10 protein-coding genes are annotated in these 13,399 nt (G+C 39.0%); 3 read left to right on the top strand and 7 right to left on the bottom strand.

The features are described from left to right. Positions 1–4: 4 nt before the first annotated feature. The gene (locus ACPWSO_RS10705) at positions 5–1,324 is read right to left on the bottom strand and encodes a 6-phospho-beta-glucosidase (RefSeq protein ID WP_426083204.1); all 1,320 of its coding nucleotides are present in this window, start codon (positions 1,322–1,324) and stop codon (positions 5–7) included. Between the two features lie 284 nt (positions 1,325–1,608). On the opposite strand from ACPWSO_RS10705, the gene ACPWSO_RS10700 reads away from it, so the two are divergent. Together ACPWSO_RS10700 and ACPWSO_RS10695 are read left to right on the top strand one after the other, a co-directional pair. After that, positions 1,609–4,254 (top strand): YfhO family protein, encoded by a 2,646-nt coding sequence (locus ACPWSO_RS10700; protein ID WP_426083202.1) that lies wholly within the window; start codon positions 1,609–1,611, stop codon positions 4,252–4,254. A gap of 309 nt (positions 4,255–4,563) precedes the next feature. After that, positions 4,564–5,043, top strand: a complete 480-nt coding sequence (locus ACPWSO_RS10695; protein ID WP_426083200.1) for an MGMT family protein — start codon at positions 4,564–4,566, stop codon at positions 5,041–5,043. Between the two features lie 259 nt (positions 5,044–5,302). Here the strand turns inward: ACPWSO_RS10695 and ACPWSO_RS10690 are convergent, their stop codons facing one another. From ACPWSO_RS10690 to ACPWSO_RS10680, 3 genes are all read right to left on the bottom strand, one after another. Further along, complete coding sequence (locus ACPWSO_RS10690) at positions 5,303–7,039, bottom strand: ABC1 kinase family protein (RefSeq protein WP_426083198.1); 1,737 nt, start codon at positions 7,037–7,039, stop codon at positions 5,303–5,305. Positions 7,040–7,470: 431 nt separating this feature from the next. Next, a complete protein-coding gene (locus ACPWSO_RS10685) occupies positions 7,471–9,702 on the bottom strand; it encodes a hypothetical protein (protein ID WP_426083196.1) in 2,232 nt (743 codons plus the stop codon). Between the two features lie 345 nt (positions 9,703–10,047). Next, positions 10,048–10,629, bottom strand: coding sequence for a TMEM175 family protein (locus ACPWSO_RS10680; protein WP_426083194.1), 582 nt, complete (start codon positions 10,627–10,629; stop codon positions 10,048–10,050). A gap of 226 nt (positions 10,630–10,855) precedes the next feature. Between ACPWSO_RS10680 and ACPWSO_RS10675 the strand changes: the two genes are divergently transcribed. Beyond that, positions 10,856–11,059 (top strand): hypothetical protein, encoded by a 204-nt coding sequence (locus ACPWSO_RS10675; RefSeq protein WP_426083192.1) that lies wholly within the window; start codon positions 10,856–10,858, stop codon positions 11,057–11,059. Between the two features lie 101 nt (positions 11,060–11,160). Here ACPWSO_RS10675 and ACPWSO_RS10670 read toward each other — a convergent pair whose 3' ends face one another. The 3 genes from ACPWSO_RS10670 to ACPWSO_RS10660 all read right to left on the bottom strand — a co-directional run bounded on the left by ACPWSO_RS10670 (position 11,161) and on the right by ACPWSO_RS10660 (position 13,384). After that, positions 11,161–11,691: an HdeD family acid-resistance protein gene (locus tag ACPWSO_RS10670; protein WP_426083190.1), complete on the bottom strand. Its 531-nt coding sequence runs from the start codon at positions 11,689–11,691 to the stop codon at positions 11,161–11,163. A 170-nt stretch (positions 11,692–11,861) separates the two neighbouring features. Beyond that, positions 11,862–12,236 carry a DUF956 family protein gene (locus tag ACPWSO_RS10665; protein ID WP_426083188.1) on the bottom strand — a complete coding sequence of 125 codons (375 nt, stop codon included), beginning with the start codon at positions 12,234–12,236 and terminating at the stop codon, positions 11,862–11,864. A 236-nt stretch (positions 12,237–12,472) separates the two neighbouring features. Then, on the bottom strand, positions 12,473–13,384 hold the full coding sequence (locus ACPWSO_RS10660) for a PTS system mannose/fructose/sorbose family transporter subunit IID (RefSeq protein ID WP_426083186.1): 912 nt from the start codon (positions 13,382–13,384) through the stop codon (positions 12,473–12,475). Positions 13,385–13,399: the final 15 nt, after the last annotated feature.

Genomic DNA, 13,399 nt, shown 5'->3' with positions numbered 1-13,399 from the left:
TTGCTTATTTAAAGAATTTAGGCAAATATGATTTATGAGCTTCCAGAAGCTCATCCATGACTTGCTTCGCAATACCACCACTTGTAATCAGCGGATTCATTGTAAATGCCTGCAGTAAGGTGCCATAGTCTCCAGTTACAGCTGCTTCAATGGTTAGCTCTTCCATTGACTTCATTACTTGCAGTAGACCCCGCTCTTTTGGTTCAAAGCTGCCAAAGTTGTATGGAACAGGTCCTCTTCCAGTAATTGTACAAGTTACTTCCACTGCGCTCTCAGCTGGAAGATCTGTTATTGTACCATTGTTTCTTGTGCTAACGGTCATTGTTGTACGCTTATCATTGTGGATAGAGTTGATAATCTCACAGGCAGCATCACTGTATCGTGCTCCTCCTCTTTCCGCTAGTTGTTTCGGCTTGTAATCCAGCTTAGGATCCTTATACAGCTCGAATAATTCATGTTCAATTTGTTTTACTTTTTCCGCACGTGTACCATTATTTTTGAAATCTTCCAGTTCTTCTGCCAGCATTTTATCGGTATTATAATAGTAATTATGATATGGACACGGCACCATATGCAGATTTTCTACCTGTTCCCAAATTAGTTCATTATCTTTAATATTAGCAACAATTGATTTTGCGTTTCCTTGGCCATACATAATTTTAATTAAATCATCTGTTCGGTCTACACCGTTCTTATCAGTGATTGTGTGCCAGTGAAGGTGATTAATTCCCGCAAATTGGAAGAACAAGTCCCGAGGCTGTTCCTCAAGTAGTGCTGCCTCTTCAAATACTGCATTGACAGGAATATTACAAAGCCCTACTACCTTATCCCAATTTCCATAGCGAAGAACAGCCTCCGTTACCATACCAGCTGGGTTTGTAAAGTTAATCAGCCAAGCATTAGGACACAGCTCCTTCATATCTTCAACAATGTCAAGAATCACTGGAATCGTACGCAGTGCTTTAAAAATTCCACCAGCGCCATTTGTTTCCTGACCAATCATGCCATGGCTTAAGGGAATACGTTCATCCAAAATTCTAGCATCCAACAATCCCACACGCAGCTGCGTTGTGACGAAATCCGCATCCTTCAATGCTTCTCGGCGGTCCAACGTCAGGTGCACTTCACAGTCAACTCCTGCAGCTTTAACCATGCGTTTTGCCATTTCTCCAACAATTTCAAGCTTTTCTTTACCGGCTTCAATATCTACTAGCCAAAGCTCTCTAACTGGCAGTTCTTCAAATCTTTTGATAAAGCCTTCTACCAGCTCTGGCGTATAGCTGGAGCCGCCGCCGATTGTAACAATTTTAATTCCGTTTTTCATTGTCTATTCCTCCTGTATTGAACATTGATGTTGACCTAAGTATAGACCTTTCTCTGTAAAAGAAATATAGGCAGCAGCAGATTGGTTACATATTTGAAAGATGGTTATTTGTGTCTTGAATGTATCACTACGTAACATCAGCTCTTTATTATCGTTCTTCCCTGCAAACAAGCTTGCTGTTCAACCATGAATATTTTATGAAATTTTCTTTCTATTGGTGATATTTTCTATGAATATGCTAAACTAGATGATACGAATACTAACTTGTCTTGAGAGGTCTGTTTATGAAAAATAAAATTAAGCAATTCACTAAGGAAAACTGGCAATATATGGCCGCCAGTTTCTTCATTCCTTTTTTTATAATGTTTTTTGTCTATCTGAGTATTGGCATATATCCCGGCAGCAGCCGCAGTGTTTTAGCAAGTGATGCCTTCTCTCAGTTTTCCAATTTCCATGCCAGCTTTAATAATGTTCTGCATGGAAAACAAAGCATCTTCTATAGCTGGAACGCTTCGCTAGGCTTAAATTATATGTCGCTCTTGTCTTATTATTTAGGGGGCTTGTTTACACCCCTGGTCTTTTTCTTTGGCAACCAGAACATGCCGGATGCTTTGTACGTCCTGACTCTGCTTAAAATTGGCGCAGCCGGACTATCCTTCTGGTTCTTTGCTTCCCATACATTCAAAATCAGTCGATGGGCGCATGTTACTCTCAGCATTCCCTATGCTTTGATGTCTTATACTACTGCTCATTCGGAGCTGATTATGTGGCTGGATGCTTTTGTTTATCTCCCGCTCATTTTCTGGGGTATTCACCGCTTGATGGATCAAAGGAAACCAACACTGTTGTTTGTCAGTTATCTGCTGTTATTTATTGCAAATTTCTATATGGGTTTTATGATTGGTATTTTTTCATTCCTTTACTTTATCGCCCGACTGCTTACAAACTGGAAGAACTATAAAAAAACGATTCTTCCATATAGTATTACCTCACTGTTGGCTGGCGGCGCATCTATGATTATGATTCTTCCGACAGTTTTTGATTTACGGTTTAACGGGGAAAAACTGACAGAAATCACAAAATTTAAAACAGAAGCGACCGCCTTCTGGGATATTGTCATGAAAAATATGGTTGGCGTGTACGATACAACAAAATATGGATCGATTCCATTTATTTATGTCGGTCTGCTGCCGCTGATTTTTTGTGTGTTTTACTTTACTACACGACATATCCCGCTAAAAAATAAACTTCTCTTTGGCAGCTTATTCGCTATTCTAATTGCCAGTTTCTACATCGTACCGCTGAACTTGTTCTGGCATGGAATGCATGCGCCAAATATGTTTTTATTCCGCTATAGCTTTCTATTTTCATTTCTTGTCGTTCTACTTGCCGGCTATGGCTGGGAGCAGTTCAAAAAGGACGACTTAGGTATTTTCACAGGAACTATTATTTTGGTTATTGCGTTCTTCGCATTAGCTGAAGGGTCTAAGCCAACTGGAAGCTACGAGTTTGTTTCACTGACTTCCTTTATACTCACCTTGCTATTCCTTGGTTTGTATTTAGCGGGTATTGCTTTTTATCAGGTAAAAAAACTGCCTGGAAAATATCTTTCTGCTTTATTGCTGCTGGTTGTCTGTGCTGAAGCCTTTATCAATACCAATACAATGATTAATGGTATTCTGGATGATTGGAACTATGCTTCACGCAGTCTATACACAGAGCCTTATCCGGATATCAAAAAACTAGTAGATCAGACCAAGGCGGAAAACGATACTTTCTACCGATTAGAGAATTTAAATCCTGTATCCTCTAACGATAGTATCAATTATGGATACAGCGGCATCAGCTTATTTTCTTCAATCCGCAATAGAAATTCGTCTGCCTATCTGGACTCGCTGGGCTTTCGTTCAAGGGGAACGAATTTGAATATTCGTTATCCCAATAATACCTTAATTATGGATGCTCTCATGGGCATAAAATATAATCTTTCGGAAAGTGATCCATTAAAATTTGGTTTTTCTAATGAAGCTACATCCGGGAAATTTACGTTGTACGAGAATCAATATGCCTTGCCATTGGGCTTTTTGGCTAATGAATCCATTTATGACGTAGAGCAGCCTGAAAACGATAATCTCAGCAGCCAGACGGAGCTGCTAAACAGCTTGTCTCAGCAGGAACAAAATTACTTTACCTTCTATTCTCCAACAATTATCAATCAGCAAAATGTAAAGATTGAAGACAATGTGAATTCTGTTACCTATCGTGAACTGCAAAGCGATGTTGCAAAAGAAATTACATGGAGCGTGGCTGTTCCAGCACATACACAAGCTTATCTCAGTCTTTTCCCAACAGACTTTGGGCAATTAGAAAGCTCTAGTGCTACTATGACCGTGAACGGCAGCAGTCAGAAATCTCAAATCAACATTACTGGTCAATATTACAATATTGGTTATTATGAAGAGCCTACTACAGTGACTTTTTCTGTCAGCTTTTATGGTACAGAAGCTGTTAGTTTTATGGAACCCAAAGTTGTTGGTCTTGATACGACAGCTTTTGAACAGGCGGTAAAAGAAATTCAAACGAATGGAATAGAGATGAAAACTGGAGGGAGAACTGCTGAAGGAACATTTTCAGCTAAAGAAAATCAAACAATTTTCACAACTATTCCTTACGATAAAGGCTGGAAAGCTTATGTTGACGGCAAAGAGGTCCCTGTCAAAGTATTTAAAAATGCGTTTATCAGTGTTCCAGTTACTGCAGGTGAACATACAATCAAGCTCGTTTATCTGCCGGAAGGCTTCAAAATTGGCGCCCTGCTGTTTGTTCTCTGCACAGGTGGATTTGTCTTCTTTGTAAAATTTACTGATACCAAACAAAAAAAACAAACAAGAGCCAAAAAAAGAACCCGTAAAAAGCGGGCAGCTTTATAAAGAAAAGGGGCTGTGACAGAAGTGTTCAGCTTCAAGCAATAAGGCGGAAATTCCGAAAATTGTTCTACAAATTTTTGCGAATTTCCGCCTTATTGTCGAAGAAGTTACTTCTGAAACACCGTTTATCCGGGTTTAAGGGACTGAGGCATACTAATGTCACAGCCCCTTTTCTAAAATCCGAATAAACGATGGGACAAGTCGGCTCTTTTCAGCTTACCTCAAGAAACAAAAATTTTTCTATATTTTTTAACTGTCTCATTGGCAGGTCTATTTATCTATGCTATTGTAAGCCTGAAAGGAGGGATTCTAATGGCTAATGAAGATAAAAAAGATTTTAATGCCATGTTGAACGATCCCAAGGATATGCCGAAAACTAAGGTAATCACCGACCAGAAAACGATTGATAAATACGGCGGCTCATTGATGTATTTCGCCCCTCCCCTTGTCTACGATAAGCTTATGAAGCAGATCCCAAAAGGAAAGGTTATTACTGTTACGGCTCTTAGAGACTATCTAGCTAAAATCAACCATGCTGATTTTACTGAACCCATTACAGCAGGGGCTTTTACCTCTATTGCTGCTTGGGCCAGCAGCCAGCGGGAAACAGATTTAACTCCTTATTGGAGAACCTTAAAAGCTCATGGGGAAATTAATCCCAAGTTCCCAGGCGGAGTAGATTTCCAAAAAGAGCGTTTAGAGCAGGAAGGTCATCAAATCATTCAGCGCGGAAGAAAAAATATTCGTTACTATGTGAAAGATTTTGAAACTGTCTTATTTGATTTTGTTTAATATTCAAAAAAAATAATTGTTTTTTACTAACCACTACTCCAGCAAACTCATAGAAAAAAATTTGCAAAAACAAAAAATTTGTCTCACTTTATTGAAACGCTGTCTAGACTATTTTCTGTTATACTTACTGTAGTGGAAAGACGAGCGTAGTAAAACTTCTTTCTAACTATCTCCCCTTGAAGCCTACCCTAATAAGGTAGGCTTCTTCCTTTTTCAGAAAAATTAAAAAAATCCACTTGTTAAAGAATATAATTTTATGTTATTTTTTCCTATGCTTTCTCCAGATATCATAAATTAGATATATAACAGCTAAAAATGCGACACCATACCCTACAATCCCCAGCACCGAAACAAAACGGCTGGTTAATCCTTCTTGAAATTCAACCAGCATTGATGAACCGATAATTAATGCCGAAAGAATTAGTCCGATGACCAAGCGGTTAATCATTGATTCCAGCCGGTTTAACAGCTCATCCTGTTTCTTTAATTCAATATTGACCTTTGATTTTCCTTTAGCCAAGTCATCTAGAACATCTAATGCCCGACTAGGTATTTGAGGAGCCGCTTTTGCTGAATATAATGTATCTAGTGCAGCTCGTTTCAGCTCTGTGGACCAGTCAATTTTTTCTGTAAAATATTTTTTTGCAAAAGGCGCTGAGATTTCCACAAGAGAAATCTCAGGATCAAGCTCCCGAATCATCCCTTCAAAAGTTACTACAGCCTTAATCAACATAGTCACTTCCTTAGGAACCTGAAGATTATTATGATGACAAATATCAATAATTTGGAAGAACAACGCCTGTAAATTTAAGTCGCCGATACCTACTCCATAGTTTTGGTCCAGTAAGGGTGTCAGCTGTTCATAAAAAATATCTTCATCTAAAGGACCTATTTGCTTGCATACCTGCAAAATTGCCTGACCCGTTACCTTTGCATCATTTCTATATAAGCTAATCATAACACCTGTCAGTTTTTGAATCATCTCCTGACTCAACTGTCCCATCATACCAAAATCTAAATATACCAGCTGATAGGGCAATGTCCTACCTTCATCCTGATAAACAAAATCAACCGTTGTATGCTTAAATTTTTTCTGAAATTGCTGTCCTTTTCGTATTCCATTAGGGATAGAACTTTCCAAGTCCACTTTTTGCACAAAAATATTTCCCGGATGAGGGTCAGCATGGAAATAACCATCTTCAAATACTTGCTTGATGAAGTTCCGAACTAACGCATCCCCAAACTCTTTCCTCAGCTTTTTACTAGCCGGGTCTGTCTGCAGCTGATTGCTGAAAAAGCTGCGAATACTTTCTCCGTCTATATATTCCATCACCAGCACTCTTAAGGTGCAGTATTCCTGATAAATTTTAGGAGCACGAATCATTTCCCAGCCATTATTCAACTCATAGAAGTATTCGGCGTTTGCTGCTTCCTGAAGGGCATCCAGCTCTTTTTGAAGGGATTCTTTAATTTCCAGAAAGATATTCCTCAAATCGACAACCTTTGATTCAGGAATGTATTTTATTAATGGCAGAGCACGTTCAAGAAGAGAGAGGTCCAGCGTGATTTCTTCACGGATACCAGCATGCTGAACCTTTACAGCAACTTCCTCTCCACTCTTCAAAACAGCTTTGTGGGTTTGACCCATTGAAGCTGAGGCAAATGGGATTTCTTCAAAAGAAGAGAACAGGCTTTGAACAGATTGTCCTGCTTCAGATTCTATGATTTCTTTGATCAGCGGGTAATCATCGGTTTTCACGTCATCCTGTAGTTTTTTTAACTCATCAATAAAGGGCGGGGGCAGAATATCTGTTCGAACCGACAGCATCTGTCCCATTTTAATAAATGTTGGTCCCAGTTTTTCAAAAGCCTCTCGAACTTCCTCCGGGTGTGTTTGTCTCACCATATTTGTAATCACATTATGTTCCATAAATATTTTGGTGATTTGTCTAAATCGAGTGCTTTTTTTATATTTTTTACCTTCATCTGTCGCCATATTCATTCCCTCCTTCACACCTCAATAGTACCTGTAATCATTTATTTGAGCAACTCAGAGCAAGAGCTCTTCCCCCCCCTGATTAATAAAGGCAGCAATACCGCATTCATTAAACTACTTCTGTGCTATAGTTGCTTTTACGACTCTATAATTTTCTGTATTGGTGGAAATTCATCAGCATTGTTTAAGTAGTCAAAAAAATGTCTTATTTTTTCACAGCACTGAAAAGGAGAAGCAGTTTCAAAGGTAAGTTGGGACTTGTCAGCTATTTGCCAAGTCTCGGCCAGCTGTTCAGATGGATTAGGGAAGTTTCTCTTAGTCAAATAGAAAAACTTGAAACAAAACCAGAAATTTCCTGTTTTTGCTCCAAGTTCTTTGATGACATTCAATTCTTTGTTTTGCCAGCGCAATTTTATGACATAAAAACTAATTTACCTAACTGGACGGTTGGATAAAGTTAATTCAAAATATTCGTTTAACAGCTTGTAGCCTTCCATTCTCTGTTCAACTTCCTTTGGACAATAAATCCACTTACCCATGACCTTTCTCTTTGAAGCAATTTCTTCTACTTCTTCTAAAAATTTAGGTACAGCATCAATCAGCTTTTGACAACTAAGCTGACCATTTAAAAGAATATCCTGCTGTGGTCCGTTTTCCGTATGGATAGTTGACCATAGATAGGGTAAAACCTCAATTTGACGGATATTTGCATAAAAATCTTCCTTAGCAACCATACCACGGCTGCCAATACCACTTTTTATTTTGCTAAAACTCGTAAATATGTCATTTTCCAGCTTCTTTAGTCTTCTTAATGAAGTAGTAGCTACTTGGCTGCGTTCCGGTACTGGCCTGCTGACAGGTTCCGTTCTTTTCGGATGATCAGAAACCCGATCCAACATCTCTTCAATTGCCAGAGTCACTGTCGGTGTCTCCTCGACGACTGGAGTCTGCGGCACATTTTGCGGCTGCGGCTGATTTGCTCCTCGATAATTCGGGATGGGCCTGGAAGCCTGTAAAAATGTTTCCTTTGTTGGAAATCTTCTTGTATCTCCTAGCTCGCCTGCTCCAGCCTGCGCGTTGACTGGCTGACTCACCGGTCTTTGCGGCTGTGGTGCTGGTGGCTGTACATTCATTGGCTGTGTCGGCGGCTGATTTGAATAAACAGGCGGTGCTGCAGCTGGTTGTTGTGTCTGCTGCATCGGTTGTGTCTGAGACCGAGGAGCCGCTGCAGGTACAGTGCCGCCTAAACGTATTTTTTGTTCCAGTTCAGCAATTTTTTGATGTGCTTGAATCAGTTGAACATCTACTTTCCCAACGGTCTGGCTTAGTTTCTTTATTTCCACAGCATTGGCCATTAACTGATCCTGATCTTTTTGGTGTTGATCTGACAATTTTTTAACTGTCTCACTCTTTTTGAGCTTCACAACAGGAATTTCTTTGCGCTTCACGCTGGTCAAGTCACTCTCTACAGTCTCCAGTTTTTCAGAAAGCTGATCGATCACTTGGTTCAGCTTCATAGTTTCAGAAGCTGTCTGTTGAAGTTTGCCGTGATCCATTACCTTTTGTTCAATTTCTTCCGGTGTTTGCTCCACCTTTGAAACTTTTGTTTCTACTGTGCTTAATTTAGAATTAATTTCCTGAAGCTGCTGGGAAATTGAAATAACTTCTTCACTGGTCAAAGCCATCTTTTCTTCAAGAGTTGTTGTATTTTCAGCAACCTTAGCCGTACCGCTTTGATTCCGATACAATTCCTTGGTTTTTCTAGCTTCTCTTTCGATTTTCATTCCCAGCTTTTCAATTTCACGCTGAGAAAACTCTGATTTGCTAGATAAAGCCGCAAGCTGTTCCAGCGTTTTATCTAAACGCTGCTCCAGCGAAGGTTTTTTTCCACCTTTTCCATCAAAATAAATCTTGAACTTCGGTGGTGTTCTTTTAGCAGGAGCAGGCTGCTCTGCCTTTTCCAGCCGAACAGCAGTCTCTTGTTTAAACGTCTCAAAATCCGCCATTATTTTGTCAACCTTGGCTGCAAGCTCATCTATACGCTGGCCATTAAGAGTTTCTTCTTCAAGTACTTTTTTCGCAGCTGATTCACTCTTAACTACTTTCATTACAGGCGGTGTTTTTTTAGTTTTCACTGCCTGTATCTCAGCATATACATCTGACAGACTTTCATTGAACTGATTCATCATTTCAGTCAGCAGTAAAACCTCACTATTCGTCTCCTGCCATTCACGAACCATCTGATCGTCTGATGCGGTAGTACTCGAACCACTAAAATTGGATACATGCTCTAGCGCAGGTGATGGAATGTCTACACTGCCCATCCAATCCTTCAGTTCAACAATCTGAATTTTACTCAAGGGCTGCGGCAATGCCAACAGCAGCGTCACGTAAACTGATTTCTGCGTTGTTCGTACATACATGTTCTTAGCAACAATGTCTTGAAAATCTTCATTGAATCGTTCCGGCAAATCGGCAAGTAGACGTTCCATCTGAGCAAGATCCTGATAATCCGTTTCTTCTTCAAATTTCCGCACTAAATAAACCGAGTACTGACAAAGGATATCATCTGAATAGATTTCTTCTCCTAGACGCTCCGGTTCAATTTCTTTTCTCAAAAAGATTTTCTTACTTCCTTGTGTGTGTTTGTTTAAATTTTCCATAGCTGGCTAATGACCCCTTTAGATCTATCCATTTATCCCATCACTTTTTCGTGAACAATGCCTCAGCATAGCGGATCTGATTTTCTATAGTATAATCCACTCTCTATTTTACACTAAAAAAGACAAAAATTCTTTCCTAAAATAAAGAGACTTTTAAAAACATTTGAGAAAATATAAATTTTGTTACATAAACGAACTATTCAATAGAATATATATAGCAACCAACCTAGTGACTATTTACTCTATTATTTCTTATGTATAAATATATCTCTATTTTATAGTATTTACTGCTTCAACTCAACTACCCTTTGCAGCGCTCCGTTCTATAAAAAAAGAAGCAGTCATTTACTGCTCCTTATACTGCTGCTCTATTCTTTTTTCTGGTATAAACCACATAATCAAAATCCCTATGTTTACAATCAATACAAGATATGGATGAATAAGCCAGCCCAACACTAACCCGATAACATTCAATCCCAGCGATATATACATTTTATAGTACCTATTCAATGCATCTCTCAGCTTCTTATTTTTTTCATCAGCTTTCATCAACTCGCGCATTAAAATAAAATAGGCAAAATCAGCAAGCAGAACCACCAGCCCGTACACAAGCTCTGGAACTAGACTGTCTAAATAATCTCCAACCCATGCTGTAGCAAACGGCATCAAGGTCAATGAGAAAATAAAAAAGTTATTCGCCCATAAAACCCGACCGCTAATCCTGTGGACCATCTGAAACATATGGTGGTGGTTATTCCAATAGATAGCCAGCATAATAAAGCTGATAATATAAATAAAAATTTTATGTCCAATTTGATATAAAGCAGCCCATGTATCAGAATCTGGAGGTAATAATTCCAAAACCAGAATCGTCATAATAATTGCAATCACTGCATCCGTAAATGCTTCTATCCTTGTCTTTGACATTTCTCTCACCCCGTTTTTACATCATTTTACCTGCTTTTTCATCAAAAACAATTAATATGTCTTCCTCCCATGTTTGACACTAAGATTGTTCAGCCAGCTCCCTTATACTAGTCGCTGTCCCCTTCCAGAGTCCGATGATAAATCGGTCTTCAGGTGGATGTTTCCTTATCCATCTCTTGGTATACTCTTATTATAGAAAACAAACAAGATGATCGGAGAGATAAAAATGAACAACAAATCATTAGTAGTAAACGTGTTGACTTTAATTGGGCTTTTCTTTGCAGCTGGTATTATTCTAAGTATGGTAATGGGAATTGTGGGAAGTCTGTTATGGTTTGCCATCAAGATTTTGATTCCTGTAGCAGTCATTGTTTGGCTTGTACGTCTGGTTTCAGGAAATTCTGGAAACAACCGCAGATATTACCGCTAAAAATAATTTTTCTTGATATAAAAAAGTGATGGAAAGCATTGAAGAAACTCTTGCTTTCCATCACTTTTTCGCTGTATCTTAATACTGAATATTGATTAAACTCATGAGCGGAAAGCATAAACAATATGAGTAATTCCGAACATCATAAAGTAGAAACCAACTAAGAAGCTTAAGGTTAACGCGGATGACAGCGGGTTAAACAATAAAATAAACCCTAAAATAATACCTAGAATATCTACAATTAATGTGAACCAGTAATAGCCAGTATTAAATGCTCTAGCTAACTCTAAAGTAAACAAACCGAAAACAGAATCCACAATAAACCAGATAGCAAAAATATACGGAAGTACAGAAACTCCGACACCCAAATTAAATAGAAAATAGATACCAATAATCATATCAATGACTCCTAAAACAATTGGTGCATAAGCTCTATAGCCTGTCAGCTGTTTCAGCCTGTTTCTACCAATCAGTTCAAAAATTCCTTTAAAAATGGCGAAAACTGCAAAGACCATCACAATAGCAATTAGATTTCCAGCTGGATCCTGAAAAGAAAGCAGGGCGGTTAGAACAAATAGAATACCCAGCAGCAAGGAGCCCCAGTCAATCCCATTATTTCTAGTTTCATTCATGATTTTTCACACTTCCTTCTTCTTATATATTCTTTACATACTTAATGGTACTTCCTGAAAATTTTCTGGTCAAAAGAAACGGCTTTTTTCAATAAAAAAAATCAGACACACCACTATCGGCATTGTCTGATCTTCTAGCTGTATTCTCTTAGTTTTGTCATCTTTTCATTCTAGCTCCGTTTGCGTTTTGATTGAACTGCACGTTTAATCACGTCGAAAAATCCTAAGGATTGAACCATGCGGTCTGAAGCAACGTGCTCTCTGATGGCCCTCAAAACCTTTTTAGGTTCCTTGGAAGCAAAAGTGAATGTTCCATTTTGCTTTGTTTGTACTGCGTAACGTGGAATCCATTTCCCTTTGAACAACACAGAGGCAACTACATAGTCCACTTCTTCCCAGGGAATTTGGATGTATTTCCGTGTGTCACGTGAATTATAGAATTCAAACCCCTGATCACCAATCATTATCTGACCGTAATCAGTAAGTCCAGTAAAAGCAGTCCCATCGATGACTAAATCTATTTTTGTATTCAGTGATTGAACCATTGTCTCTGCTCCATTCTTATAAAATATACTTGTTTTCATTATACCGTTATTTCCGGTAAATTGGCTATTAAAAAGCGGCTGGACAAAATGTCGCAGCCGCTTCAACTATTCCGAAACCGGATAAATACTGCGTTGAAACCTACTCTTTTTCAATCGTTTACGATAGAATTGAGTATTTGTTGCTTACCCGTTTCCTGCAGCTACATGCTTGACTACCTTCTTGTTAAACGTGTCGATTATAACAGACCAATTACATGTCCTAGTACTCCGACTACGAATAAGCCAAGAATGATAACGATTGGAGAAATTTTCTTCTTAAGCAGCCACATGCATAGCAATGTAAGCAATAATGCTGCCAGACCAGGAATCAACTGATCCAAGTTGTTTTGCAATGTTGTCACTTTATCAGAAGAAAGAGCCAATCCTGAGTTAACTTGTTCAAAGGCTTGACGGATACCTTCACCACCGGAAGGAAGTTTGTCCCACTCGATATAGGCACCCTTATCCAGCTTAACAGTCGAAACAACTGGCAGGAATTTAATAGATACCCACCGCTGTACCAAAGCCGCTAATACGAACATCCCTAAAATAGACGCCCCTTTAGTTACATCTTGAAGCAAACCGCCGGAAAGATCTTCTGTGATTTTTGAACCTGCTTTATAGCCAAATTCTTGTGTATACCACATAAATGCCCAACGGATAATGTTCCAAGCTACAAAGAAGATGATTGGACCAAGAATGTTACCGCCCATGGCTAATGATGCACCTAAAGCTCCTAACATAGGACGCACTGTAAACCAGAATACCGGGTCACCGACACCGGCTAATGGTCCCATCATACCAACCTTAACCCCTTGAATCGCTACATCATCTACCGCTGCTCCATTTGCACGCTCTTCTTCAAGCGCTAAAGTTACACCTAAGATAGGTGAAGCAATGTATGGGTGAGTATTAAAGAATTCCAAGTGACGTTTCAATGCTGCTGTACGATCTTCTTTTGATTTATATAATTTCTTAATTGCCGGGATCATTGCAAATGCCCAACCGCCATTTTGCATACGTTCATAGTTCCAAGAACCTTGAATGAAGGTAGAACGCCACGCAACGGCTAAACGATCTTTTTTAGTTAATTGAATTTTTTCTGCCATTTCTATTCTCCTCCT

Source organism: Enterococcus sp. LJL51 (assembly GCF_049894025.1).
In the GTDB taxonomy this organism is placed as follows: domain Bacteria; phylum Bacillota; class Bacilli; order Lactobacillales; family Enterococcaceae; genus Enterococcus_L.
This window is presented reverse-complemented; position numbering and strand designations above follow the sequence as displayed.

Bases quoted from the DNA above. Each gene is read 5' to 3' on its own strand.
- ACPWSO_RS10685 (WP_426083196.1), bottom strand. From the start codon at position 9,702: ATGGAAAATTTAAACAAACACACACAAGGAAGTAAGAAAATCTTTTTG.
- ACPWSO_RS10700 (WP_426083202.1), top strand. From the start codon at position 1,609: ATGAAAAATAAAATTAAGCAATTCACTAAGGAAAACTGGCAATATATG.
- ACPWSO_RS10660 (WP_426083186.1), bottom strand. From the start codon at position 13,384: ATGGCAGAAAAAATTCAATTAACTAAAAAAGATCGTTTAGCCGTTGCG.
- ACPWSO_RS10675 (WP_426083192.1), top strand. From the start codon at position 10,856: ATGAACAACAAATCATTAGTAGTAAACGTGTTGACTTTAATTGGGCTT.
- ACPWSO_RS10705 (WP_426083204.1), bottom strand. From the start codon at position 1,324: ATGAAAAACGGAATTAAAATTGTTACAATCGGCGGCGGCTCCAGCTAT.
- ACPWSO_RS10670 (WP_426083190.1), bottom strand. From the start codon at position 11,691: ATGAATGAAACTAGAAATAATGGGATTGACTGGGGCTCCTTGCTGCTG.
- ACPWSO_RS10690 (WP_426083198.1), bottom strand. From the start codon at position 7,039: ATGGCGACAGATGAAGGTAAAAAATATAAAAAAAGCACTCGATTTAGA.
- ACPWSO_RS10680 (WP_426083194.1), bottom strand. From the start codon at position 10,629: ATGTCAAAGACAAGGATAGAAGCATTTACGGATGCAGTGATTGCAATT.
- ACPWSO_RS10695 (WP_426083200.1), top strand. From the start codon at position 4,564: ATGGCTAATGAAGATAAAAAAGATTTTAATGCCATGTTGAACGATCCC.
- ACPWSO_RS10665 (WP_426083188.1), bottom strand. From the start codon at position 12,236: ATGGTTCAATCACTGAATACAAAAATAGATTTAGTCATCGATGGGACT.